Below are 24981 nucleotides of genomic sequence, written 5' to 3'. Positions count from 1 at the left end.
TCCCCATGGGTCGCGGGCCTGGGGATGTGGCGGTTCGTCGTCAAACCTTGAGGAAGCGGCCGCGGCCGCTCGGAACGGCTGGCGCACAACCCCACACTCGTCCGCGCGTCGATGTTTCACGCGAAACATCATGCTGCGACGGGTGACCGAGCCGCAGGTCTGTCAACCTGGCAGGAAGGCGGGGCCTGACTCGGTCAGGACTTCTTGGCGCTCTTCGCGGCCCGCTTCGCAGCGCGCTTGGCGGCCCGTTCGCGCTTCTCCTCGGCGTCGAGCCGGGCGGCCTCCACGAGCGTGGGGGCCGAGCCGCCGTGGCGGGCCGGGAGCCACCAGGAGCCCGCAGGTTGTTCGTCGGCGGGGTAGGAGGCGATGGTCTCGTCCAACATCTGCGACATGACGCGGTGCAGCTCTGCGGTCTCGGCGACCGGGTCCTCCCCCGTGGGGTGCAGGGGCGCGCCGACGCGGATGGCGATCGTCTTGCCCCGGGAGAAGTCGCGGGGGTGGTCCTTGGTCATCATCCGCTGCGTGCCCCACAGGATGACGGGCACCAGCGGCACGCCCGCCGCGGCGGCGATGCGCACGGCGCCGGTCTTGAACTCCTTCAGCTCCAGGGCCCGCGAGATCGTGGCCTCGGGGAAGATGCCGACCGCCTCGCCCTGCTGGAGGTAGTCGATTGCGGTGCGGAACGACGCGAGGCCCTCACCGCGATCGACCTCGATGTGGTGCAGGGAGCGCATCAACGGGCCACCGAAGCGGTCGTCGAAGATCTCCCTCTTGGCCATGAAGCGCACCAGGCGCTTGGAGGGCTGCGTCGCGAGGCCGCCGTAGACGAAGTCGACGTAGCCGATGTGGTTGTAGGCGAGCAGCACGCCGCCCGTGCGCGGGACATTCTCCGTGCCGGTCATCACGAAGCGCTGGCCCAGCACCCGGAAGAGGGTCTTGGCCGTCATGATGATCGGCGGATAGGTCAGGTCGCGCATGGTTGCTCCTCGTTGAGCGGGGTCGAGTGGGACGTCGTACGACGAAGACTGGTGCAGGTCAGCGGCGGGTGGCCAGGAAGTCGGCGATCCGACCGATCGCCTCCTCCAGCACGGTCACGTCGGGCAGCGTGACCAGCCGGAAGTGGTCGGGCGTGGGCCAGTTGAAGCCGGTCCCGTGGGTGACGAGCAGCTTCTTGGCACGCAGCAGGTCGATGACGAACTGCTCGTCGTCCTCGATCGTGTAGACGTCGGGGTCCAGGCGTGGGAAGCAGTAGAGCGCGCCCTGCGGCTTGACCGAGGAGACACCGGGGATCTCGTTGAGCAACCGGTGCGCGAGCATGCTCTGCTCGTAGAAGCGCCCTCCGGGCACGATCAGCTCCTGGATCGACTGGTAGCCCCCCAGGGCCGTCTGGATCGCGTGCTGGGCCGGCACGTTCGCGCACATGCGCATGTTGGCCACGAGCGTGAGTCCCTCGAGGAAGTCCTCGGCGATCTCCTTGGGGCCCGAGATCATCACCCAGCCGGCGCGGTAGCCGCAGACCCGGTAGGCCTTGGACAATCCGCTGAACGTCAGGCACAGCACGTCGTCCCCGGCCGCCTTGGCGGCGTGGTGGTGCACGGCGCCGTCGAAGAGGATCTTCTCGTAGATCTCGTCGGCGAAGACCACGAGCTGGTGGCGTCGCGCGATGTCGATGAGACCCTCGACGACCTGCTTGCTGTAGACGGCACCCGTGGGGTTGTTGGGGTTGATGATGACGATGGCATGGGTGTTCTCGGTGATCTTGGCCTCGATGTCAGCCAGGTCCGGGTTCCAGCCGTCGTCCTCGTCGCACAGGTAGTGCACGGGCACCCCACCGGCCAGCGTCACGGCCCCGGTCCACAGCGGGTAGTCGGGTGCCGGCACCAGGATCTCGTTGCCGTCGTCGACGAAGGCTTGCAGCACCATCGAGATGAGCTCGGACACGCCGTTGCCGATGAAGACGTCCTCCACCATGCAGTCCTTGAGCCCCTGCTGCTGGTAGAACTGCGAGACGGCGGTCCGCGCTGGGTAGATCCCCTGGGAGTCGCTGTAGCCCTGCGCGTCCGGCAGGTGGTGGATCATGTCGGCCAGGATCGCCTCGGGAGCCTCGAAGCCGAACGGCGCGGGGTTGCCGATGTTGAGCTTGAGGATCCGGTGACCCTCCGCCTCGAGGCGCTGGGCCTCGACGAGGATGGGTCCGCGGACGTCGTAGCGGACGTTGTGGAGCTTGCGGCTCTGCCGGATGGGGCGCACAGGTGTCATCCTCTCAGGAGGGACCCCTCGATCACCGACGATCCCACCCGGAAGGAGGCACCAGATGTCGCGCAAGGTCGTCCGGCTCACCGTCGACCACCTCGCCGAGCTGCCCGGACCGTGCTGCACCTGCCTCTTCTGGGAGCTGGACCCCGTGCGCCGCGGCCGCGTGCACGGCAGGGAGGCCGCGGCGGCGGAGAAGGAGGCGTGGCTCTCCGAAGTGCTGCGGGAGTGGGGCTCCTGCGGCAGGGTCGTCCTGGTCGACGACCGGCCGGTGGGCTACGTCGTCTACGTCCCGGCGGCCTTCGCCCCCGGGGCCGATGGCTTCCCCACCGCGCCGGTCTCGTCGGACGCCGTCCTGCTCACCACGGCGTACGTCGATCCGCTCCATGCCGGCGGGGGGCTGGGGCGGATGCTGGTGCAGGGCATGGCAGGCGACCTGATCAGGCGTGGTGGCATCCGCGCGGTGGAGGCCTTCGGCACGACCACGCCACGACGCGGCTCCTGCCTGGTGTCGACCGAGTTCCTCGGGGGAGTGGGCTTCAAGACCCACCGGCCGCACCCGCGCACGCCGCGGATGCGGATGGAGCTGCGCTCGGCGCTGACCTGGCGCGACGAGGTGGAGGCGGCCCTGGAGCGGCTGATCGGCGTGGTGCGACCGGCTCCGGCTCCAGCCTCCGAACGCAGCCACCGCTCCCTCGGCGAGCCGGGGGAGCGGTGAAGGGTTAGTGCGGGACGTTTTCGACCTATGACGAGCCAGGGAGGTCGCAAACGTGCCGCACTGTTCCGGGCGATACAGCCCGGACCAGCGTGGTCAGCCGATGAAGGGCTCGAGCTCCTTGAGGAGAGCGGCCTTCGGCTTGGCGCCCACGATCGAGCGGACCACCTCGCCACCCTGGTAGACGTTGATCGTCGGGATGCCGGTCACGCGGTAGGACGAGGGCGTGACGGGGTTCTCGTCGACGTTCATCTTCAGGAAGGTGATCTTGTCACCGTGGGCGGTCGCGATCTCGTCGAGGATCGGGGCGACCTGGCGGCACGGGCCGCACCACTCGGCCCAGAAGTCCACGAGGACCGGCTTGTCGGACTTGAGGACCTGCGCCTCGAACTCGGCGTCGGTCACGGCTGCGATGTTGCCCACGGTGATTTCTCCTTCTCGATGAGCCCGGGAGGCTCGGTCAACTCTGAGGTCTGTCTCTACTCAACACCACGGCCCGGCCCGGTGTTCCCTGCTGGATCGTGGCGCAGCAGGTCGCCGACGGTGAGGGCTCAGGCGCCTGCGGCCTGGGCGACCTCGGCCATCATCGCGTCAGGACCGGCGACGGCAGCGGCGAAGTCGCGCTCCCCGAGGTAGCGCTCGGCGTCGAGAGCGGCCGCGCAGCCGGTGCCGGCGGCCGTGATGGCCTGGCGGTAGTGGTGGTCGACCAGGTCGCCCGCGGCGAACACGCCGGGCAGGTTGGTGACCGTGGACGGCTGCTGGACCAGGACGTAGCCGTTCTCGTCGAGGTCGACCTGGCCCTGGAGCAGCTCGGAGCGCGGGTCGTGACCGATGGCGATGAACAGGCCGGTGGAGTCCAGGTCGCGGGTCTCGCCCGTGACGGTGTCCTTGAGGGTGACCGACTCGAGCTTGTCCGCACCGTTGACGCTCTCGACGACGGAGTTCCACACGATGTCGAGCTTGGGGTCGGCGAACGCGCGCTCCTGCATGATCTTGGACGCGCGCAGCTCGTCGCGGCGCACGATGAGCGACACCTTGGAGCCGAAGCGGGTCAGGAAGGTGGCCTCCTCGACCGCCGAGTCGCCGCCACCGACGACGGCGATGTGCTGCTCGCGGAAGAAGAACCCGTCGCAGGTGGCGCAGTAGGACACGCCGCGCCCCGACAGCTTCTCCTCGTTGGGCAGGTCGAGCTTGCGGTAGCCCGAGCCGGTCGCGAGGATCACCGCGCGCGCCGTGTAGGTGTCTTCTGCCGTCTTGACCACCTTGACGTCGCCGGCGAGGTCGACCTCCACCACGTCGTCGGGGATCATCTCGGCGCCGAAGCGCTCGGCCTGGGCGCGCATCTCATCCATCAGGGCCGGGCCCATGATGCCGTCGCGGAAACCGGGGAAGTTCTCGACCTCGGTGGTGTTCATCAACGCACCGCCGGCGGTGACCGACCCTTCGAGGAGGAGGGGGTTCAGGCTCGCGCGCGCGGCGTAGACCGCGGCGGTGTAGCCCGCGGGGCCGGAGCCGATGATGATGACGTTGCGGGTCTCAGACATGCCGTCGCTCTCTGGTCGCTGATCGTGGTGTGCGGGGACGACCCTGCTGGGGCCGCACGTGCTACAACCGATCGTAGGCGAGCGTTCTTCCCGCGCTCCGCCCCGCTCACGCCGCGCGGTAGAGCCGTCAGCTCCCGGGCAGGGTCACCGAGCGCAGGATGTCGGCCGTGCCGCACTGCAGCAGGTCGACGACCTGGGTGTCGCCGGCGGCCGGACGGAACGCGAGGACGGCCGGGTTGCCGACGTAGCGCACGACGTAGAGGTCGCCAGGACCCCAGGCCGCGGGCTCACACATGCTGGATCGCGCGGCGTCGGCCGACACGTCGCCCCGGTCGGTGGGCGACTGCGCCGACAGGCTGGACCTGGCGAGACGGCTGCGCACTCGGGCCACGTCGTCGCCGAAGAAGGCCGGCCGGATCCTGGTCGGTCGCGCCATCTCGAGCGCGTAGGCCGAGGCCTCCCCGCTCTCGTTGAAGGGGGCAGGTGGCGCCTCCGCGGGGGCCGGGACCTCGGCATCGGCACTGCCAGCAGCGCCGGAGTCCAGGAGCTCCTCCTGGCCGGTCGACTCGGGCACGGAGCCCGACGTCGCGCTGTCCGCGGAGGTGTCGAACCGGTCCGGCGACAGCTGGCTGGCACCGACACCGACCGCGACGACGACAGCAGCAGCGACCAGCAACGTGGTGACCTTGCGGCGTCGACGCGAGGCCAGCTCGACGACCTCTGCGGGGTCGTGGTCCGGCTCCCCGTCGGCGAGGCGGGCCAGCACCCGGTCCAGCCGCCCGGCGACGTCGCCCGGGATCGGCTCCTCGACGCGCGCCTCGGCGAGCAGGCGGCGTACGCGTTCTTCCTGCTCGGGGCTCAGCTCGCGATCGTCGGACACGGGAACGGATTCTCCTCGGGAGTGGTGAGACGGGTGAGAGGCGGGTCAGTCAGCGGGGGGCGGGGCCCTCGGCGAGGGTGTGTATCGGACGGGAGCGACGACCGGCGGGTTCCGCGGAGGTTCGTGGTCCTGCTCACGCCCGGGAGCCAGCAGCTCCAGCGCCACGGCGAGTCGGGCACGTCCGCGCGAGCACCGCGACTTCACCGTCCCCTCGGCGCAGTCGAGCATCAGGGCCACCTCGGCGACCGGGTAGCCCTCCATGTCGACCAGCACCAGGGCCGCGCGCTGTTCGGCCGGAAGCCCGCCGAGGGCGGCCAGGACGCGGTCACGGCGTTCGTCGCGCACCGCCAGGTCGGCAGGGTCGGAGGTGGCCTCGGTGTGCGCGATCAGCGCGCCGCGGTCGCCGTAGTCCTCGAGGTCGTCGGGCAGCGGGACGGCCCGGCGCACCTTGGCGGCGCGGATCCGGTCGAGGCAGGCGTTGACGATGACCCGGTGCAACCAGGTGGTGACCTGGGCCTCGCCGCGGAAGGAGCCGGCGCGACGGTAGGCGGCGATCAGGCCGTCCTGGAGCCCGTCGGCGGCGTCCTCGGGGTTGCCCATCGTGCGTAGCGCCACGGCCCAGAGCCGGTCGCGGTGGCGGCGGAAGAGGATGCCGAAGGCCTCGGTGTCCCCGTCGACGTGGGCGCGCAGGAGATCGGCGTCGTTGCGCCCTCCCTCCTCGTCAGTGCCGGGACTCTCACTCACCGCGCACCGACACCTCGGCGACGGTCCCGCGGAAGCGGCCGTCGTCCTGGAGCGGGAGGGAGGTCAGCCACACCACGAGGAAGCGGCCGGTCGTGTCGTCGGGCAGGTCGAGCTCGAGGGTCTCGCCGTCAGCGGTGCCGCTCACGGCCGGCTCGAGGTCGCGTACGCCGTCGGGGGCGTTGTCGGTGACGTAGAGCGAGACGGAGGTCGGGGAGCCGACCAGGTCGAGCACCACCGTCGAGACGGTGTGCTCACCGTTGAGGTCGATGCTCAGCCCGACGCCGGTCTTCAGCCCGGCCGGGCCGAACTGATCGTTGTAGCTGGAGGTCGTCCAGGTCGTCGCCGGGTCGCCGTCGACGACCAGCGGCGCGTCATCGCCGTTCTCGTCGCCGTCGCCGCCCTGGGGGTCGAGGTCGTCGGCGACCAGCCCACCGAGGGGAACCACGACACTCGGCGTGGTCGTGGCGCTCGCGCTCGGCGAGGGGTCGTCCGGCACGGGCTCGGAGCCGAGGACGGTCTTGCCGCGTCCGAGGTTGTAGGCCACCACCATCGCCACCAGCAGCAGCAGGCACGCCGCGATCAGCGCGGCCAGGCGCAGCCAGCTGCGTCCGGGCGGTCGCTCCTCGTCGACGACCGGCGTGAGGCCGCTCCCGGTGGTGCGACCCGGCCCGGTCGCGGCCTCCCACGGCCAGAAGTCGCTCCCGGTCGACGTCGTGGCGGCGCCGGGACGCGGTCGTCGTGCGGGCTCGCCGCTGGCCGGCTCCGGGGCGAAGAGGGGACGCTCGGGCGGCTCCTCGAACGGCGGTGGGGGCGGCGGCGGGGTCGTGCGTGACTCCAGCCACGAGACGTCGTCGTTGTCGTCGAAGATCGGCAGGCCGGCCTGCGTGACCAGCTCGGCGGGGGTGCCGTCGTCGTCGGTCGAGCCGTCCGCCGGCTCCGGGAGGGCCACTGCCTGGGTGATGGCGGGCAGCTCGGCGCTGTCGCGTGCCGGGATGTCGGGGACGGCCGGCAGCACGAGGAACTGCTCCTCGTGGTGGGCCGGGAGGCCGGCGAGCAGCGCCTCGGAGATGCCGACCGGGTCGCCGACGTAATCGGCGAGGTAGAGGCTGATCTCGCTGGCCGTGGTCGGGGCGATCAGCTCGCGGTGCCGCGCTGAGGCGCGGCCGGCGCCGGTGTCGCTGGAGGCGTGCAGGACGGCCTCGCACAAGGCGTCGAGGCTGCGCGGCACCCCGGCGCGGACCTGCCGGGGGCGCAGGACCGCGCCGTGCTCGGCAGGGGCCCGGGGCACCGCCGAGGACGAGACGCCGGCCCACTTGCCGGTGAGACCGCAGTAGAGCAGCCCGGCCAGGTCCGCGATGTCGCTCTCGACGCGGGAGCCGGTCAGGCCGTGCATGGCGGCGTCGACGGAGAAACCGATCACCCGGATCTCCCCGTTGCGGTCGACCATCACGTTCTCCGGGATGAGGCGGCCGTGGGTGACACCGGCCTCGTGGGCCCGGGCCACCGAGTCGGCTACCTCCCCGGCGAGCCACGCGGCCCGACGCGGCAGCAGCGGGCCGCCGGCGACCAGGATGTCCAGGGAGGTGCCCGAGCCCCACTCGTTGACCACGAAGACCAGCCCGTCGTCGGTGTCCGCGTCGAGCACCCGCAGAATCCGGCGGTCGAGGATCATCGCCGAGTTGCGGGCGGCCTCGAGCAACCCGGGGGCCCGCGGGTCGTCCGCGGCGATGACGTGCAGCGCCACGTGGCGCTGCAGCACACGGTCGTGGGCTCGCCAGAACCGTCCGCCCCCACTCTCGGTGAGCAGATCCACGAGTCGATAGCGGCCGGCGAGCACGTCGCCCGGCCGGATCGAGTGCGGCACTACCGTCCCTTCACGTCCCTGGTCGTTCGGTCTGGGCCATCGTAGGAGCAGTTCACGATCGCCGTGCGCGACCGAGCCTGCTCGTCACCGTGTCGATGACCGAGGTCACCTCGCGCAGGCGCATCAGGCGGGCCAGCAGCACGAAGAGGACGACGTCCACGGCCGTCACCAGCCCGGCCCGCAGCGCGGCGACCGGCCACGGGGGCTCCTCGGTGAGTGTGTGCAGGCCCAGCGCGAGCAGGCCGGCCACGGCGGTCGAGAGGGCCACGGCGATGACCAGGCGCACGAGGAAGCGCAGGAGGCGGGGGCTCTCGAGGCCGCCGAGCCGCGCTCGCAGGACGGTGTAGGAGATGGCCGAGCCCACGGCGTACGCCGCGGTGTAGGCGAGGACCAGGGCCGGCGAGGTCTGCTCGAGGCTGGTGCGGCCCACGAGGACGACGGCGGCGACGATGTTGGTGGTGGCGACCGCGACCTGGATGAGGAAGACGGTGCGCGTCTCCTCCAGCGCGTAGAAGCCACGCAGGACGAGGTAATGGACGGTGAAGAAGACCAGTCCACCGCCGAAGAGAGCCAGCGACGGCACGTAGCGAGGGAAGTCGTCGGCACCGGCGCCGTGGCCCCAGACCACGTTGGCCACGTCGAGGGCGATCACCGGCATCAGTGCCGCGAACGGCACCACCACGGCGAGTGCGGTGCGCAGCGTGGTGGTGAGCGACGAGGCGAGACCGGCGAGGTCCTGGGCGGCGGCGCGGGCCGACAACCCGGGCAGGATCGCGGTGGCGAGCGACACCGTGATGATCGAGTGGGGCACCATCATGATCAGGAAGGCCGAGGAATAGATCGTGATGCCGGTGCCCTCTCCGCCCGAGGCGGTGCCGCTGCTGGCGAGGTTGACCACCACGACGTAGGCGACCTGGTTGGCGATGACGAAGAGCACCGTCCAGACGCCCAGGCGCAGGGTGTGGCCCAGTCCGGCGTTCCGGAAGTCGAAGCGCGGTCGGTAGGTGAAGCCGGCCTTGCGGAGGTAGGGCAGCAGGATGACCAGCTGTGCGGCGATGCCCAGGGTCGACCCGAGGCCCAGCAACAGCTCCTGGTCGGCGGTGAACGGACCGACCTTCTCCGCGCCCTGGGCCGCGCCGTAGACCACGAGGTAGACGACCAGCACCGTCACTGCGAGCACGTTGTTGGCGATCGGCGCCCACATCATCGGCCCGAAACGGCCCCGGGAGTTGAGGATCTGCCCGACCAGCACGAACATCCCGTAGAAGAAGACCTGGGGCAGGCAGTAGCGGGCGAAGTCGATGGCCGACTGCCGTTGCTCGGCGAGGTCGGCGGTGGAGTACTGGTCGCTGAGGACCAGGTCCATCACCAACGGGGCCGCGACGACCAGGATCACCGTGACGACCCCGAGGAACAGCGCGGCGAGGGTGATGACCCGGTTGGTGTAGGCCTCGCCGCCGTCCTGGTCGTTCTGCATGGCCCGCACCAGCTGCGGCACGAGCACGGCGTTGAAGACGCCGCCGGCCAGCAGGATGTAGAGCATGGTCGGGATGGTGTTGGCGATCGTGAAGATGTCGGCGTGCAGCGAGACGCCCAGGGCGGCGACCAGCAGCGTGGAGCGCACGAACCCGCTCAGCCGGGAAACCACGGTGCCGGCCGCCATGATCGCGCTGGAGGCGAGGACCTTCTGGTCCTCGGCCGCCCGGGTCTCCGGGGACGCCTCGTCGGGCGCGCTCACGTCGGCACGCCGGGCTCGGGGTGGTGGGTCTCGGGGTCGTTGGTCTCCGGGTCGTTGGTCTCAGGGTCGTGGCGGTGCCGGAAGCGCCGCACCAGCCGCACCCCGATGGCGAGGAACGAGATACCGGCGCCGAAGGCGATGACCACCCAGATGATGGTGCTGACCTGGCCGGAGCGGATCGGCAGCTCGTCGGAGGAGCCGAGACGCCGCCCGTCGGTGTCGGTGACGAAGAGGGTGACGCTGTGGACCCCCAGCCGCAGGGTCCGGACCTCGAGCAGGATCGTGGTCTGGCTGTCGGGGGCCAGCTGGATCTCCTCAGAGTCCGAGACGACGATGCCGGCGTCGCTCCGTGCGGCGACGACCACCGTGACGGGCTCGTCGAGAGCGTTGGTCAGGGTCGCGGCGAAGTTGCCGCTGGCACCCGACAGGGTGACCCCCGGCGGGGCGTCGACCTCGACCGAGCCGAGGCGGGCCTCGATCCAGGTGCGTGAGGCGCCGACGGCCTGGCGCGTCGAGCGTGGTGCCTCGCGGGCGGCGTACGACGCGCTGCTGAGGGCCTGGTCGGTGATGGCCGAGGCGACCTGGTCGTTGCGGGTGAGCAGGTTCTGGAGCTTCTCGCCGGCGGTGATGAGCCCCTCGACAGCGGCGAAGGAGCGCTCGTCGAGCTCTCGCTCCGCCTGACGCTCGGGATAGGTGAGCTCGGCAGCGTCGACCGGCTCCGCCGGTTGGTCGGTGGCGTCGGAGACCGTGCTGAGGTCGAGCCAGTCGGCGGAGAGCCCGTCGAAGAAGACGTTGACGTCGTCGGGGTTCCACTCGACGGGCAGCATCATCACCAGGGGCTGGTCCTCGTCCTGCAGCACCCGCACGGCCGCCTCGCTGAGGAGCCGCTGGCGCAGCCCGATCGCCGAGAGGCGCTCGCCGGGGAGGGGGCCGCCGGAGGCCGCTCCGGTGGAGGTCACGGTGAGCCGGTGCCCGTCCGACTCCGCGACCGCGGGCGGATCGGCGTCGAACATCCGGTCGGTGACCAAGATGGTGGAGTCGGGCGTGGCCATGGTGATGCCGGAGGCGTCCATGAAACCGCTGGGGGAGCCGATCCCCGGCGTGGTGGACACGCCCCACGACTCGAGCAGGGCACTCGTGCGGGACACCGCGAGCTCGTAGAGGCCCTGGTCGTGCTGCGCGCTGGCCGCGACGTCGACGTCGCCGTAGGGGAGCGTCAGGACCTGGTCGCCCCCGACAGCTGCCTCGAGGTCGCCCAGCCAGTCGCTCGCGGTCTCGGCCAGGGCAGCGGCCTCGGGGTCGAGCAGGTCGCTGGGTTCCTCGGCCGGGTCGCCGCCCGGCTCATCGGTCGGGTCGGCCGGGTCGGCCGGGTCGGCCGGGTCCGCCGGGCTCGTCGGGATGGTCGTGGCGGCCGGGCTGGGCGAGCTCGTGAGGTCGGGGTCGCCCGGATCCGGGTCGTCCGGGTCGGCCGGCTGGGTGGGGGACAGCGAGCGGGCCGGGTTGCCGGCCGCGAGGCGCCTCACGGCGTCGAGCAGCGCGGGGTCGATCAGCCAGGTCACCTCCTGGTCGTCGGCGGCGACGCCGAGGTCGACCAGTCCTCGCATGCGTCCGCCGTCCTCGAGGGTGCGGACCCAGTCGTCGGTGTTGGCGATCGCCCCGTCGGCCTCGTGGGCGATGTAGCGGCGCAGGGGGAGGACGATCCCGGTCTCGATGGAACCCTCGACGTTGGCCGGCACGTAGGGCAGGAAGGTGCGGGCCCGCCCGTCGGCCACGGTGTCGCGCGGGACCGGGCCCTCGCCCAGCGCGTGCACACCGAACCAGTAGACGCCGCGACGGCCGACGGAGTAGGAGGACCGGGGCACCGTGAGGCTGAAGAAGAAAGAGTCACCCGGCGCGAGCTCCTCGACCGTGGCGAGGGGGCCGGAGTCGGTGATCCGGCCCCCGACCTCCTGGTTGACCGGGACCTTCGCGGCCGCCGCCAGCTCGTCGGCACTCGTCATCGGCTGGTCCCCGATGAAGGGGTAGAGGTTGATCGTTGACCAGGTCTCGATGTCGATGTTGGTGATGGTGCCGGTGATCCGGATCGGGCCCTTCCGGGGCACGGCCGACGGCGAGATGGTGCCTAGCTCGATCGACAACGGCTCGAGGGTGCGGATCGGCGCGGGTGAGGTCGGCGCGGGTGAGGTCGGCGCGGGTGCAGCAGGTGCGGCCGGGGCCGCGGAGGCCGGTGGCGCGCCCAGCGCCAGGCCGGTCAGCAGTGGCAGCGTCCCGATCGCTGCGCCCAGGGCGCGACGAAACGAGGGAGACCGGACCACGACGCGAGCCTATCGGCCCTGAGCGCCTAGACTCGTCGGCCGTGCCCGACGCCTCGTTCCAGACCCTGAGCATCGTCGAGGTCCAGCGCGCCGTCGAGACGGAGCTGGACCGGATCGCGCCGGTCATCGACGACCTCGGTCGCGTCTTCAACGACGCTGGACACGAGCTCGCCCTGGTGGGTGGACCTGTCCGCGACGCGATGCTCGGCCGTCGGCACAACGACCTGGACTTCGCGACCTCCGCGCACCCCGACGACACCGAGCGGCTGCTCCAGGCCTGGGGCGACGCGACCTGGGACATGGGCCGCGACTTCGGCACCATCGGCTGCCGCAAGGGGGACTGGATCGTCGAGGTCACGACCTACCGCTCGGAGGTCTATGACGTCGCCTCCCGCAAGCCCGACGTCGATTTCGGCGACTCGCTGGCCGGTGACCTGGGCCGGCGCGACTTCACCGTCAACGCGATGGCAGTGATGGTGCCCGGCCGGGTCGTCGAGGACCCCTTCGGTGGCGTGGTCGACCTGGCCCACCGGGTGCTGCGCACGCCGGGTCGGCCCGAGGACTCCTTCTCCGACGACCCGCTGCGGATGATGCGGGCCGCCCGCTTCGCCGCCCAGCTGGGCTTCACGGTCGACCCGGCCGTGGTCGCCGCCATGACCGCGATGGCCGACCGGATCGAGATCATCTCGGCCGAGCGGGTGCGCGACGAGCTGGTCAAGCTGGTCTGCGCACCTCACCCGCGCCTCGGCCTGTCGCTCCTCGTCGAGACCGGGCTGGCGCAGCGGGTGCTGCCCGAGCTGCCTGCCCTCGCCCTGGAGCGCGACGAGCACCACCGTCACAAGGACGTCTACGAGCACACCCTGACCGTGCTCGAGCAGGCCATCGACCTCGAGCCCCGCCTCGGTGGGGAGCCTGACTTCGTCTCCCGCTTCGCCGCGCTGATGCACGACGTCGGCAAGCCGCGCACGCGCACGTTCGTCGACGACGGCACGGTCACCTTCCACCACCACGACGTCGTGGGCGCCAAGATCACCCGCAAGCGGATGAAGGCGCTGAAGTTCTCCAACGACGAGACCGCCGCGGTCAGCAAGCTGGTCGAGCTGCACCTGCGCTTCCACGGCTACGGCAACGGCGAGTGGACCGACTCCGCCGTACGACGCTACGTGCGCGACGCCGGCGACCAGCTGGAGCGGCTGCACGTGCTCACGCGCGCCGACTGCACCACCCGCAACCAGCGCAAGGCCGACCGACTCCGTCGTACCTATGACGGGCTCGAGGAGCGCATCGCGCGACTGCGTGAGCAGGAGGAGCTGGACTCGATCCGGCCCGACCTCGACGGCAACCAGATCATGGAGATCCTCGAGATCGGCCCCGGCCGCGAGGTCGGCCTGGCCTACCAGCATCTCCTGGAGGTGCGGATGGACGACGGCCCCATGAGCGAGGAGCAGGCACGTCAGGCGCTGCTGGCCTGGTGGGCCGGGCGGGTGCCCTCGTCGTGAGGCTGCTCGCCGAGCGTTGTCCGGGGCTGGGCTTCGTGGCGCTCGGCTCCACGCCGACGCCGGTGCGGCCGCTCGAGCTCGGCTTCGACACCGAGGTGTGGCTCAAGGACGAGGCTGCGTTCGGCGACGGCGCGTGGGGTGGCAACAAGGTCCGCAAGCTGGAGTGGATCATCCCGGAGGCCCAGCAGCGCGGCACCTCGACGCTCTTCACGGTCGGGGGGATCGGCACGCACTGGGGGCTGGCGTGCGCCCTCTACGGTCGAGACCACGGCCTGCGCACGGTGCTCGGCCTGGTCGACCAACCTGTCGACGACCACGTGCGCGACCAGCTGGCGCGGCTGCAGGCCTCCGGCGCCCGGCTCTACCGCTTCCCCTCCACCCTCCGGCTCAAGCTCGCTGCGCCGTGGATCCTGGCCCGGCACCGGCCGTGGTACCTCCCGGCCGGTGGCTCCAACGCCTTCGGCACGCTCGGCTACGTCGACGTCGCGCTCGAGATCGCCGCGCAGGTCGCCTCGGGCGACCTGCCCGAGCCGGCCACGATGGTCGTGCCCGTCGGGTCGGGCGGGACCGTGACGGGCCTGACCCTGGGCTTCCGGGCGGCCGGGCTGCGCACGCGGGTGCTCGGCGTGGTCGTCAACGACATGCTCCCCCTCGACGCGGCCGCGATGGCCCGGCTGGCCGGTAAGACCTCGGCGCTCCTGCGCGAGCGGGGGATGACGCAGGTGCCCGACCTGACACCCGACGACTTCGACCTGCGGCCGGACTGGCTCGGCGCGACGTACGGCGACCCCACCCCGGCCTCCGTCGCCGAGGTCGACCGGGCCGCCGCGACGGGCCTCGAGCTCGAGCCGGTCTACACCGGCAAGGCCCTCGCCGCCGTCCGCTCGCTCGGCTCCGCGCTCCCCGGCCCGGTGCTCTGGCTCAACACCCACGGGCCCCGCTGAGACGGCGGAACGGTGGTGACGCGCGACAGTCGTGTGCCGCTGAGCGTCCCGAGGCGCTGCCTCGGACACACGACGGGACCGCCCGGTGCCGACCGCCTCGCCCCCCTGAGGTCAGGAGTGGCGACGATCACACTGACGCGGCCCACATACCGACGGTAGGTTGCCGGGATGGCAGACACCCAGCACGCCCAGCTCGAGGCCTCGATCGAGATCGACGCCCCTCCCGCCCAGGTCTGGGCCCTCGTCACGGACCTGGCCGCGATGTCCGCGCGCAGCCCCCAGGTGGTGCGGACCACGGTCAAGGGAGGTGCGGTCACCCAGGGGGCGAGGTTCTCCAACCTCAATCGCAAGGGTCTGCTCTTCTGGCCGACGAAGGGCAAGGTCGTGCGCTTCACCCCGCACGAGGACTTCGCCTTCCGGATCGCGGAGAACAAGACGATCTGGTCCTTCCAGCTCGCCCCCACCGCGACCGGCGGCACGACCCTCACGCACCGTCGCGAGACGCCCGACGGCATCTCGGGGGTCTCGCTCAACCTGACCAAGTACGTCCTTGGCGGGGTCCCGAAGTTCACCGCGGAGCTGCGCACCGGCATGGCCGAGACGCTCGCCGCCCTCAAGACCGAGGCCGAGGCCGCCCGCGCCGCCTGAGCGCGGCCGAACACATGTAACACGTCGTCTCCGTATCTACGAGACCGTTGCAGCGGGCTCCTAGATGAGCAGACGACGTGTTACATGTCGCCCCCGACCAGGCCCCCGCAGCACGACGAAGGCCCTCCCGCAGCACACGGGAGGGCCTTCGCCACGAGAGGCGTACGTCGGGTCAGGTCACCGTCACCGTGAAGGCCGCGATGTGGAACCGTCCCTGCGGGTCGCTCACGCGCAGTCGGACCCGGTAGGTGCCCGGGTCGTCGAACGTGTGGCTGGCCTTGACCCCCACCGCGTCCTTGAGGGCGCCGCCGTTGTCCCAGCTCCACACGTAGTCGAGCTTGCGCGGCGTCTCCTTGTCACTGCTCTTCGAGGCGTCGAACGACACCTCGGTGCCGGCCGGCACGGTCGTGCGCGAGGCGGCGATCCGAGCCGTCGGGCGCGTGTTCTTCGGGGTGGCGGGAACGCCGTAGCCGTAGTTGAACACCCCGCAGCCCGTGCCGACGGTGAAGCGCACCGTGCCGGTGAGGTCGCCGTCGGAGACCGTCGGCCCGTTGGTGGCTCCCTTCATCGAGAGCACCTTGAAGCTCAGGCAGTCGTGCTGGAAGCGCCACGGGTTGGCGACGCCGGAGAAGCGCGGGTCGACCGAGGAGTTGGCCGGGTCGATGTAGTTGTCGGTGTGGCCCCGGCCGAAGTCGGAGAACACCCGGCGGCCCGAGGCAGCCGTGAACGAGGCGTCGTTCAGGTCGGGTGTGGTGCTGCCGGGCTCGGGCCGGGCATCCAGCGGCGACTGGGCCGGCGGGTCGTCGGTGCCGGCGTTGCCGTAGCCGTGCGCCTCGTCGGTGTAGAGCAGCGACAGGCCCGGCTGGAAGCCGATCGGGTCGCGGTCGATCTGGCCCTCGCCGTCGAGGTCGAAGCCGGAGCGATCCCGCAGCTCGAGGTAGTAGGCGTGGTCGAACTCCGCCTCGGCGCCGGCCTTCACGTACTGCCAGCCCTTGGTGCAGTCGCCACCCGGGTTGTCGGACTGGCAGCCACCGTTGAAGACGAACGGGTCGTCGGGCGAGCCGCTCTTCTCGAAGTCGGAGCGGTAGATCACCTTCGAGCCCGCCTTCACCACGATGTCGTCGATGAACCAGCCGGGACGCGCCAGCCCGGGGTCGGTGCTGTAGCTGAACCGCAGCACCGGGGTCTTGGCGCCGGCCAGGTCGGAGACGTCATAGGTGTCGGAGACGAAGATGGGGGCCGGGGTGTTGCCGGCCTTGCGGTCGAGCGCCTCGGTGCCGGCCTGGTAGGAGCCCGAGGTGCCGGTGATCCCGTTGTCGTAGCCCGCCTGGCAGCCGTTCTGGTTGGGGTTGCCGGCGAGCGGGTCGGTGTTGGAGGTCGTGTAGCCGTTCTCCGAGGTGTGGGAGGCGAAGGCCTTGCCGTCCTGGGAGCTCAACACGTAGCCGTAGTCGTAGTCCCACTCGATGTCCCAGTAGGACTTGAAGGAGACGGTGACGTCGGTGCCGGCCGGGACCTTGGACAGCGCCGGGAGGGCGAAGTCGAGGTTGCGCCCACCCCCGTCGGTCGCACAGCCGAAGTCGTTGCCGGAGCCGCTGAACCACGCGTGCTTCTTGGTGGCGGTGTCGCCGGAGGCGAACACCTTCGGGTCGAGCAGCTGGCGGCCGGGGAGCTTGGCGACGTACATCCGCGCGTTGTGCACGATGCCGTCACGTCCGCGCTTGAGCGTGTAGCTCTTGCCCGCCGCGGTCTTCCACCGGATGACGCCAGTGTCCTGCTTGGAGTCGGGGATGTTCTTGATCGTGCGGGTGCCCCTGGTCAGGACCTCCGGCACGACCCAGCCCAGCTCCTGGCGCGAGAAGCCGTCCATGTTCTGCGACTTGTCGGTCGCCATGAGGTTCCAGTCGCCGTAGGTCTCGCGGCCGCCGAGGGAGTAGAAGTCCGGCAGGCCGAGTGAGTGGCCGTACTCGTGCGAGATGACCGAGGCCTTGTCGAGGGCGGTCTCGGGGTTGAGGTTGTAGGGACCGACGCGGACGAACACCTTGAAGGGCGTCTTCTTGGTGGTCATCGTCGAGTAGCTCTTGCTGGTGTAGAAGAGCGGCTTGCCCTCGAGGTTCTTCAGCTGGTCGTCGGTCGTGTAACCGGGCAGGCCGGTGACCGGGTCGTTGAGGTAGAACTCCAGCGAGGAGCTGTGCGGCCAGATGTTGTCGTAGGGCGCGGCGTCACTGGGGGCGTCGGAGCAGACCCCGAGCTGGGAGGCGCCGTTGCCGCCGCAGCCGGCAAAGACGGCCATGAAGAAGTCGACGACGCCGTCCTTGTCGGTGTCGAAGTCGGAGTAGTCGATCTCCGGGTCGGACACGGCGACGGCGTCGGCGACGAGCTTGCCGGTGGGCCCGCAGCCCGAGTCGATCTGCTGCAGTGTGGCGACCCCGCCGAGGGCGCCAACGACGGCGGAGCCGTTGGCGTCCGCGCCGTACCACTGGGTCTGGCCGGGCAGGTTGTAGACGCCGTTGGTGATCCGCTCGGGGTAGAGCGCGGTGCCCTCCGCCGGGATCGGGGAGTCACCGAAGGTGACGCCGGTGCAGGTGTTGAGCGTGGTCGGGTCGGTCTGCTGGAAGTCGAAGCCCGGTGCGTAGTCGAAGTCGGCGGTCGGGATGCCGGCCGAGGGGACGGTGCCGTTGGGGTAGAGCTGGCCCAGCGACATCTCCTGGAAGAGGTTGAACGTCGAGCCCTTGAAGGACTTCGCGTTGATGACCTTGGCGAGGTCGCCGCCGGAGTGGCCGGCGGTGTAGGTGCGGTCGGTGTACTGCACCGGCACGACGGGGAACGGGCGGTCGCCGTAGCGCGCGGTGTCGTAGACCTCCGCGGGCGGGATGACCTTGGGGCCGTGGCTCTTGACCGTCGAGCGCTTGCCCTTCGAGACCAGCGTGGCCGTGGTCGACAGGTCGCGCCAGATGAGCGTCGGCAGCGCCTTCAGCGTCGCCGAGCGGCTCTCGATGACCAGGACGGAGGTCTTCTTGGCCGCGACCGGCTTGAGCCGCCAGGTGATCTGCGTGGGCTTGACGGTGCGGGTGCCCGCACCGCCAGCGCTGCGGAAGGTCGTGCCCTTCGGGGCGCGGACCGTGACGACGGCGCCGGAGATGGCCTTCGACGTCGGGTTGGTGACCAGGATCCGCGACGGGTAGCGCGCGCCCGGCTTCACCCACCCGACCGAGGAGACGAAGCTGTTGGTGATCTTGAGGCGCTGGGTCGTGCCGCGCACCGCGATCGGCGCCGAGCCGGCCTCGGCGGCCGCGAACCCGGCGTACGACGCGTCGAGGGCGCGCAGGGCCAGGCTCAGGTCCTCGGCTCCCGCCAGGCCCGCGGTGAGCTCGCCGGGGACCGTGGTCGTGAACGAGCCGTCGTCGTCGGCGGTGACGTCCTGGGTCCCGAGGAGCGAGCCCTCGGCGTCGGTGACCGCCAGGGTGAAGCTCGCAGGGACACCGGCGCCGAGACGACCCACGACCCCCTCGGTGACCTTGCCGACCGTGCCGGAGACCGTGAACGGCTCCCCGGGGTCGATCGTCGAGGCCTGGCCGTCGAAGGCCACGCTCAGGAGCCTGGCCCCGAACGTCGCACCAGGGGCAGGCCTGTCCACGGCAGGGGAGGCCCCCGAGGAGGTGGGGGAGAGGACGACGGGTGTCGCGAGCCCGGCCAGCAAGGCGGTGGTGACCGCTGCTGTCCGGAGGCGACGAGCGCGCACGGGGGTCATGGTGGTCCTTGGGTCGTGCGCCGCGCGGTGGCGCGGCGGTCGGGGACCCAACGATGCGGTGTCGGACGGGGTTACGTCCGGCCTTTGGTGTGGTTGGCGACAGATCCCCCGTCTGGGGGAGGCCGCACCCGGACGTCGTACGGCGGCCGGACATGCCGGACCCGCCCGAGGATCTCGAGCGGGTCCGGGTCAGGCGCAGGCCGTCAGGCGTCAGCGGATGGTGATGAAGCCCTCCATCCACGCGCGACCGGTGGCGACCAGGCGCAGCGTGTGGCTGCCCTCGCCCAGGCCTCGGAAGACCTCGTGGTGACGCAGGACGGGTCGGCTGCCGGAGCCGGCGAAGCTGACCGTCCCCCGACGCTTGCCGTCGATGTAGACGATCGCGCTGCCGCCACCGGCGGCCCGGCCGTGGAACACGTCGACCTGCGGTCCCCGGAAGGTGGTGCGCAGGACGTCGGGTCCCTTGCCCTTGCCCAGATTGTCGCAGTAGTCACCCTGGGAGGCCCGGGGCGTGGAGACCCTGCGCCAGCTGCCCGAGTGCTCGACGGATCGCGACCAGCAGCCGGTGGCCCGGCGGACCAGCACCCGCTGCGTGGCCGTGTCGGAGCGACCGGCCGCGTCGGTGACGGTGAGGCGGACCGTGCGGTAGCCGGCCCTCGTGAACGTGGTGCGCACCGTGGCGCTCGTGGCGTCCACGTTGACACCACCGTCACCGAAGTCCCAGGCGTAGGAGAGGTCCTCGCTCGACGTCTCGGCGTCGCTCGATGCCAGGCCCGACAAGGTCATCCGGGTGGAGACGTAGGACTGCTTCGGGTTGATCTGCATCCGGGCGTCGGGCGCCTGGTTGCCCGGAGCGTCCGGTGTGACGGTGATGGCGACCGTGGCGGTCGAGGTCAGTCCCTGGGGGTCGGTGACGGTGACCCTCGCGGTCTTGGTGCCCGGGCCGGTGTAGGTGGCGCGGACGACGCGACCGACGGCGTCCTTGTCGGTGCCGCCGTTGCCGAGGTCCCAGCTGAAGTCCAGCGCGTCGGGCGTCTCGGCGTCCGTGGACCCGAGCGCGGAGAGCGTCACCTGCTCGCCTGCGGCGACGGTGGCGGGGGTGGCGGTGGCCCTGGCCGTGGGTGCCGTGTTGGGCGGGGACGGGGGGTCGGCGACGTAGCCGTAGTTGAACTCGCCGCAGCCCGATCCCATGGTGAAGGTGACGTCGCCGGTCAGGTTGCCGACCGCGGCCGCGTCGTCCCCAGCCATGCGGTCGACCTTGAGTCCCAGGCAGTCGTAGGCGAACTCCCAGTTGCCCGACGTCGTCGACGGGTCCTCGTAGTTGTCCACGTGCGGCTTGGTCTTGGCGTCGCTGAACGTCGAGCGCGCACCCCCGGCCTTGAAGGCCGCGTCGTTCAGGTTCGGCGTGCTGCTGCCGGGCTGGGGGACCGAGTCGAGCGGTGACTGCGCCGGCGGGTCGTCGGTGCCGGCGTTGCCGTAGCCGTGCGCCTCGTCGGTGTAGACCAGCGAGAGGCCGGCCTCGAAGGCGGGGGCACCCCGGTCGGCCTGTCCCAGGCCGTCGAAGTCGAAGCCGGACCGGTCACGCATCTCGAGGTAGTAGGCATGGTCCTGCTCGGAGGCAGCACCGGCCCGGAGGTACTTCCAGCCCAGGGTGCAGCGCTGCGCCGTGGTCAGGTCCTCCTTGCAGCCGCCGTTGTAGAACCGGGGGTCACCGGGGTCGCCGTCGGCCTCCAGGTCGGTGACCAGCACGTCGTAGGCCGGCTTCCCCGGCTCGGTGACCGTGATCTTGAGGTCGTCGATGAACCATCCCGGGCGGGCGAGACCGGGGTCCGTGGCGTAGGAGAAGCGCAGCGCCCCGTCCTTCTTGCCGGCGAGCTCGCTGATGTCGTACTCGTCCGCGAGGAAGACCGCGTCAGGGGTGTTGCCGGCCTTGCGGTCGACGGCCTCCGAGCCGGCCTGGTAGCTGCCGCTGGTCCCCGTCAGGCCGTTGTCGTACGCCGCCTGGCAGGTGTTCTGGTTGGGGTTGCCGGCCAGCGGGTCGGTGTTGGACGTGGTGTAGCCCTTCTCCGAGGCGTTGGAGGTGTAGTTCTTCCCACCGTCGACCGTGGTGAGGACGTAGCCGTAGTCGTAGTCCCACTCGATGTCCCACCAGGACTTCAGGCTCAGCGTGACCGTGCTGCCGGTGGGCAGCGCGGCCAGCTGGGGCAGCGCGACGTCGAGGTTGCGTCCCGCCGCGGGAGCGCAGCCGAAGTCGTTGCCCGAGCCCGACCACCACGCGTGCGTCTTGGAGGCCTTGTCGCCGGAGTCGAAGACCTTGGCATCCAGCAGCTGGCGCCCGGGCAGCTTCGCGACGTACATCTGGGAGTTCTGCACACGGCCGTCCGCGCCCTCGGTGAGCGTGTAGGGCGTGCCGTCCGCGGTGGTCCAGGTGATCGAGTCGGTGTCCTGCTTGCTGTCCTTCCACCCCGTCACGGCCCTCGACGAGTCCAGCACCTGCGGCACGACCCAGCCGAGCTCCTGGCGCGAGAAGGCGTCCATGTTCTGCGACTTGTCGGTCGCCATGAGGTTCCAGTCGCCGTAGGTCTCCCGGCTGCCCGTGGAGTAGAAGTCGGGCAGTCCGAGCGAGTGGCCGTACTCGTGGCTGATGACGCTGGCAGCGTCGATCGCGGTCTCGGGGTTGACGTTGTAGGGACCCACGCGCACGAAGACCTTGAGGGCGTCGCCCTTGTCGGTCGTGGTCATGTCCGTGCGGGTGGTGTCGGTGTACCAGAGCCGGCGACCCTCGAGGTCCTTGAGCTGGTCGTCGGTGGTGTAGCCCGTGAGCCCGGTGGTCGGGTCGGTGTAGTAGAACTCCAGCGACGAGGAGTGCGGCCAGACGTTGTCGTAGGGCCGGTCGGTGTATTCGCAGCCGGCGACGCTGAGCTGCGAGGCGCCGTTGCCGCCACAACCGGCGAAGACGGCCATGAAGAAGTCGACGACGCCGTCCTTGTCGGTGTCGTAGTCGGAGTAGTCGATCTCGGGGTCCGCGATCACGGCAGCGTCGTAGACGAGCTTGCCGGCCGACCCGCAACCGGAGTCGATGTTCTGCAAGGAGCCGACGCCCGCCAGTGCGCCGACGAGGGCCGAGCCGTTGGCGTCCGCGCCGTAGTACTCGGTGTTGCCCGGCAGGTTGTAGACGCCCTCGGTGATCCGCTCGGGATAGAGGGGGGTGCCCTCGGCCGGTGCGGGCGAGTCGGCGAAGGTGACGCCACCCGTGCAGGTCTGGCCTGCCTCGACGCCGGTGAACTCCTCGGAGATCCCGGCGGGGAAGTCCGCGGTGGCCTTGCCGGCCGAGGGCACGGTCCCCTCGGGGAAGAGCTGACCCAGCGACATCTCCTGGAAGAGGTTGAAGGTCGATCCCGGGTAGGCGGGGTCGTTGATGACCTTCTCCAGCTCCTCGCCGCTGTTGTCGGCCTGGTAGGCACGGTCGGTGTACTGCACCGGGACCACGGGGAAGGGGCGGTCGCCGTAGCGCGCCGTCTCGTAGATCTCGTTGGGTGGGATGACCTTGGGTCCGTGGCTGGTGGCCGACACGGACGATGAGGAGGTGCCGGTGGTCAACGTGGCCCTGCTCGACAGATCGCGCCACACCAGGGTGGGCTCCTGCGCCAAGGTGTCGGCCGTGTGCTCCAGCACGAGGGTGAGCACCGACGGGGCGTTCGCCGTGCCGGCCGGGATCGTCGGCACCGTCCAGGTGAGGCTGTCGGTGCCACCGCCGGGCACGCTCGCGGTGGAGCCTGCGGGCGGACGGGCACCGACGATCGTGGTGCCTCGCGGGGAGGCCACGGTGACGGCGGCGTTCAGCACGGGCGCGGTGCCGGTGTTGGTCAGGACGACGCGCGAGGGGTAGGTCTCACCGGGCTTGACCCAGCCGACGGAGGACACGAACGAGTTCTCGACCCGCACCGTGCCGAGCGTCCCCTCGCCCGGGGGGGCGGCGATGGCGCCCGAGGGGGCGCCGAGGGCGGGACCGACACTGGCCGGCGCGACGGCAGCAGCGGTCCCCGCGAGGGCGGCAAGCCCTGCGAGGGCGACGGCGCCGGTGGCGATGAGGGCCGTGGCCCGCCGTGACCGGCGGGTTGGGGTGATGGGATGCATGCGAGGCCTCCGAGATGGCGCCCGGACCGGGCGCGGACGGTGGCACAACGACGTCGGGCTCAGGTGAGTTACGGGGGTCCTCGCCCACCGCGCCGAGACGACGAAACCCCGCCAGGTGTGGCCGGGCGGGGCTTCGTGGTCGTGCTGGGCTCAGCGGAGGGCGCTGCTCACTCCTCGCCCTTGATGAAGGCCTCGACGCGACGGCGACCCTCGTCATCGGGAAGCTGCACCGGCGGCGACTTCATCAGGTAGGACGACGCGGAGATGATCGGGCCACCGATGCCACGGTCCTTGGCGATCTTGGCGGCCCGGATGGCGTCGATGATGATGCCGGCGGAGTTGGGCGAGTCCCAGACCTCGAGCTTGTACTCGAGGTTGAGCGGGACGTCACCGAACGCGCGACCCTCGAGGCGCACGTAGGCCCACTTGCGGTCGTCGAGCCACTGGACGTAGTCCGAGGGGCCGATGTGCACGTTGCGGGCACCGAGGTCGTGGGAGATGTTGGACGTTACGGCCTGGGTCTTGGAGATCTTCTTGGACTCCAGGCGGTCGCGCTCGAGCATGTTCTTGAAGTCCATGTTGCCGCCGACGTTGAGCTGGTAGGTGCGGTCCAGCACCACGCCGCGGTCCTCGAACAGCTTGGCCATCACGCGGTGCGTGATGGTCGCGCCGACCTGGGACTTGATGTCGTCGCCGATGATCGGGACGCCGGCGTCCTCGAACTTCTTGGCCCACACGGGGTCGGAGGCGATGAAGACGGGCAGCGCGTTGACGAACGCGACGCCGGCGTCGATCGCGCACTGCGCGTAGAACTTGTCGGCCTTCTCGGAGCCCACCGGGAGGTAGGACACCATCACGTCGGCGCCGGACTCCTTGAGCACCGAGACGACGTCGACGGCGTCGGCGTCGGACTCCTCGATGGTCTCGCGATAGTACTTGCCGAGGCCGTCGAGGGTCGGGCCCTTCAGCACGGTGATGCCGAGCGGGGGCACGTCGGCGATCTTGATCGTGTTGTTCTCGGAGGCCTGCGTGGCCTCGGAGAGGTCGAACCCGACCTTCTTGGCGTCGACGTCGAACGCAGCGACGAACTCCACGTCCTTGACGTGGTATTCGCCGAACATGACGTGCATCAGACCGGGGACGGTCCCGTCGGGGTCGGCGTTGCGGTAATACTCGACGCCTTGGATCAGGGAAGTGGCGCAGTTGCCCACTCCCACGATTGCTACTCGTACCGAACCCATGAGGGGTTTCCTTCCTGGTGACTTCTCTGGAGGCCGTGCTGGTGCTGCTGCGAGACGGTGCTGCTGCGCTTACTGCTGCTGGGGTTGCTCGGTGGGCGGTCGGAGGGCCACCTGCTCGGGGTTGCGCTCGGCGTTGATCAGGTCCGAGAGCCAGCGCACCTCGCGCTCGACCGACTCGACGCCGTGGCGCTGGAGCTCGGCGGCGTAGCGGTCGACCTCGGCCTGGGTCATCGACAGCTGCGACTGCACGCGGTCGAGCCGCTCCTGCAGGCGCGTGCGGCGACCCTCGAGCACCCGGAGCCGGATCTCCATGTCGGTGCTGCCGAAGAACGCGAAGCGGATGTCGAAGTTGTCGTCCTCCCACGCCGTGGGACCCACCTCGGACATCAGTCGGGTGAACTCGGCGGTGCCGAGCTCGGTGACCTGGTAGACGATCCGGGGCCGCCGGGTGACCGGGACGCCGGGGGTCGGCAGGGTGGTGACCTCCTCGATGAGGGCACCGCGGAGCATCTTCTTCAGCGCGGGGTAGAGCGAGCCGTAGCTCAGCACCCGGCTCCACCCGAGCATCAGGTTGAGCCGCTTGCGCAGCTCGTAGCCGTGCATCGGTCCCTCGTGCAGCAGTCCGAGGACTGCCAGCTCGATGGTCTCTCCACGACGTGCCATGCAACCTATCGTAGCGATATATCCAGCAACTAGGAATTCTGGACCTAT

The 24981-nt window shown here is 70.6% G+C and carries 17 protein-coding genes; 4 read left to right on the top strand and 13 right to left on the bottom strand.

Going from position 1 to position 24981, the window contains the following annotated elements:
* Positions 1 to 194: 194 nt before the first annotated feature.
* Positions 195 to 977 (bottom strand): lysophospholipid acyltransferase family protein, encoded by a 783-nt coding sequence (locus BM204_RS09190; RefSeq protein WP_091112344.1) that lies wholly within the window; start codon positions 975 to 977, stop codon positions 195 to 197.
* A gap of 58 nt (positions 978 to 1035) precedes the next feature.
* Positions 1036 to 2250, bottom strand: a complete 1215-nt coding sequence (locus BM204_RS09185) for a pyridoxal phosphate-dependent aminotransferase (RefSeq protein WP_091112342.1) — start codon at positions 2248 to 2250, stop codon at positions 1036 to 1038.
* 64 nt (positions 2251 to 2314) lie between these two features.
* Between BM204_RS09185 and BM204_RS09180 the strand changes: the two genes are divergently transcribed.
* Entirely contained in the window at positions 2315 to 2971 is a 657-nt protein-coding gene (locus tag BM204_RS09180) for a GNAT family N-acetyltransferase (protein WP_091112339.1), read from the top strand.
* A 93-nt stretch (positions 2972 to 3064) separates the two neighbouring features.
* On the opposite strand, the gene trxA is transcribed toward BM204_RS09180, so the two are convergent.
* From trxA to BM204_RS09145, 7 genes are all read right to left on the bottom strand, one after another.
* Positions 3065 to 3391 (bottom strand): thioredoxin, encoded by a 327-nt coding sequence (gene trxA, locus BM204_RS09175; RefSeq protein ID WP_091112336.1) that lies wholly within the window; start codon positions 3389 to 3391, stop codon positions 3065 to 3067.
* A gap of 128 nt (positions 3392 to 3519) precedes the next feature.
* Positions 3520 to 4512 (bottom strand): thioredoxin-disulfide reductase, encoded by a 993-nt coding sequence (gene trxB / locus BM204_RS09170; protein ID WP_091112334.1) that lies wholly within the window; start codon positions 4510 to 4512, stop codon positions 3520 to 3522.
* A gap of 127 nt (positions 4513 to 4639) precedes the next feature.
* Complete coding sequence (locus tag BM204_RS09165) at positions 4640 to 5392, bottom strand: hypothetical protein (protein WP_091112332.1); 753 nt, start codon at positions 5390 to 5392, stop codon at positions 4640 to 4642.
* Between the two features lie 45 nt (positions 5393 to 5437).
* A complete protein-coding gene (gene sigM, locus BM204_RS09160) occupies positions 5438 to 6136 on the bottom strand; it encodes an RNA polymerase sigma factor SigM (RefSeq protein WP_091112329.1) in 699 nt (232 codons plus the stop codon).
* On the bottom strand, positions 6129 to 8000 hold the full coding sequence (locus tag BM204_RS09155) for a protein kinase family protein (RefSeq protein WP_091112326.1): 1872 nt from the start codon (positions 7998 to 8000) through the stop codon (positions 6129 to 6131). Before BM204_RS09155 ends, sigM begins: the two co-directional genes overlap by 8 nt.
* A gap of 52 nt (positions 8001 to 8052) precedes the next feature.
* Positions 8053 to 9738, bottom strand: coding sequence for a murein biosynthesis integral membrane protein MurJ (gene murJ / locus BM204_RS09150; protein WP_246166497.1), 1686 nt, complete (start codon positions 9736 to 9738; stop codon positions 8053 to 8055).
* Positions 9735 to 12053, bottom strand: coding sequence for a DUF6049 family protein (locus tag BM204_RS09145; protein ID WP_091112323.1), 2319 nt, complete (start codon positions 12051 to 12053; stop codon positions 9735 to 9737). The genes murJ and BM204_RS09145 overlap by 4 nt, the downstream gene beginning before the upstream one ends.
* Positions 12054 to 12094: 41 nt before the next feature.
* Here BM204_RS09145 and BM204_RS09140 point away from each other — a divergent pair, with 41 nt between their 5' ends.
* The 3 genes from BM204_RS09140 to BM204_RS09130 all read left to right on the top strand — a co-directional run bounded on the left by BM204_RS09140 (position 12095) and on the right by BM204_RS09130 (position 15144).
* A complete protein-coding gene (locus BM204_RS09140) occupies positions 12095 to 13552 on the top strand; it encodes a CCA tRNA nucleotidyltransferase (protein WP_091112321.1) in 1458 nt (485 codons plus the stop codon).
* A complete protein-coding gene (locus BM204_RS09135; RefSeq protein WP_091112641.1) occupies positions 13549 to 14496 on the top strand; it encodes a 1-aminocyclopropane-1-carboxylate deaminase/D-cysteine desulfhydrase in 948 nt (315 codons plus the stop codon). The genes BM204_RS09140 and BM204_RS09135 overlap by 4 nt, the downstream gene beginning before the upstream one ends.
* A 168-nt stretch (positions 14497 to 14664) precedes the next feature.
* Positions 14665 to 15144, top strand: a complete 480-nt coding sequence (locus BM204_RS09130) for an SRPBCC family protein (RefSeq protein ID WP_091112319.1) — start codon at positions 14665 to 14667, stop codon at positions 15142 to 15144.
* A gap of 172 nt (positions 15145 to 15316) precedes the next feature.
* Here BM204_RS09130 and BM204_RS09125 read toward each other — a convergent pair whose 3' ends face one another.
* The 4 genes from BM204_RS09125 to BM204_RS09110 all read right to left on the bottom strand — a co-directional run bounded on the left by BM204_RS09125 (position 15317) and on the right by BM204_RS09110 (position 24933).
* The gene (locus tag BM204_RS09125; protein WP_170259277.1) at positions 15317 to 18883 is read right to left on the bottom strand and encodes a PKD domain-containing protein; all 3567 of its coding nucleotides are present in this window, start codon (positions 18881 to 18883) and stop codon (positions 15317 to 15319) included.
* A 219-nt stretch (positions 18884 to 19102) separates the two neighbouring features.
* A complete protein-coding gene (locus tag BM204_RS09120; RefSeq protein ID WP_091112313.1) occupies positions 19103 to 23029 on the bottom strand; it encodes a PKD domain-containing protein in 3927 nt (1308 codons plus the stop codon).
* Between the two features lie 167 nt (positions 23030 to 23196).
* Positions 23197 to 24270: an inositol-3-phosphate synthase gene (locus BM204_RS09115; protein WP_091112311.1), complete on the bottom strand. Its 1074-nt coding sequence runs from the start codon at positions 24268 to 24270 to the stop codon at positions 23197 to 23199.
* A 69-nt stretch (positions 24271 to 24339) separates the two neighbouring features.
* Positions 24340 to 24933, bottom strand: a complete 594-nt coding sequence (locus tag BM204_RS09110; protein ID WP_091112309.1) for a PadR family transcriptional regulator — start codon at positions 24931 to 24933, stop codon at positions 24340 to 24342.
* Positions 24934 to 24981: the final 48 nt, after the last annotated feature.

The organism is Nocardioides psychrotolerans, assembly GCF_900113685.1.
Lineage (GTDB): Bacteria > Actinomycetota > Actinomycetes > Propionibacteriales > Nocardioidaceae > Nocardioides > Nocardioides psychrotolerans.
The sequence above is the reverse complement of the archived record's forward strand: the minus strand, read 5'-3'. Positions and strand labels throughout refer to the sequence as shown.

Coding starts and splice junctions, on each gene's coding strand:
- BM204_RS09190 (WP_091112344.1), bottom strand. CDS start 977: ATGCGCGACCTGACCTATCCGCCGATCATCATGACGGCCAAGACCCTC.
- BM204_RS09115 (WP_091112311.1), bottom strand. CDS start 24,270: ATGGGTTCGGTACGAGTAGCAATCGTGGGAGTGGGCAACTGCGCCACT.
- trxB (WP_091112334.1), bottom strand. CDS start 4,512: ATGTCTGAGACCCGCAACGTCATCATCATCGGCTCCGGCCCCGCGGGC.
- BM204_RS09110 (WP_091112309.1), bottom strand. CDS start 24,933: ATGGCACGTCGTGGAGAGACCATCGAGCTGGCAGTCCTCGGACTGCTG.
- BM204_RS09180 (WP_091112339.1), top strand. CDS start 2,315: ATGTCGCGCAAGGTCGTCCGGCTCACCGTCGACCACCTCGCCGAGCTG.
- BM204_RS09120 (WP_091112313.1), bottom strand. CDS start 23,029: ATGCATCCCATCACCCCAACCCGCCGGTCACGGCGGGCCACGGCCCTC.
- BM204_RS09130 (WP_091112319.1), top strand. CDS start 14,665: ATGGCAGACACCCAGCACGCCCAGCTCGAGGCCTCGATCGAGATCGAC.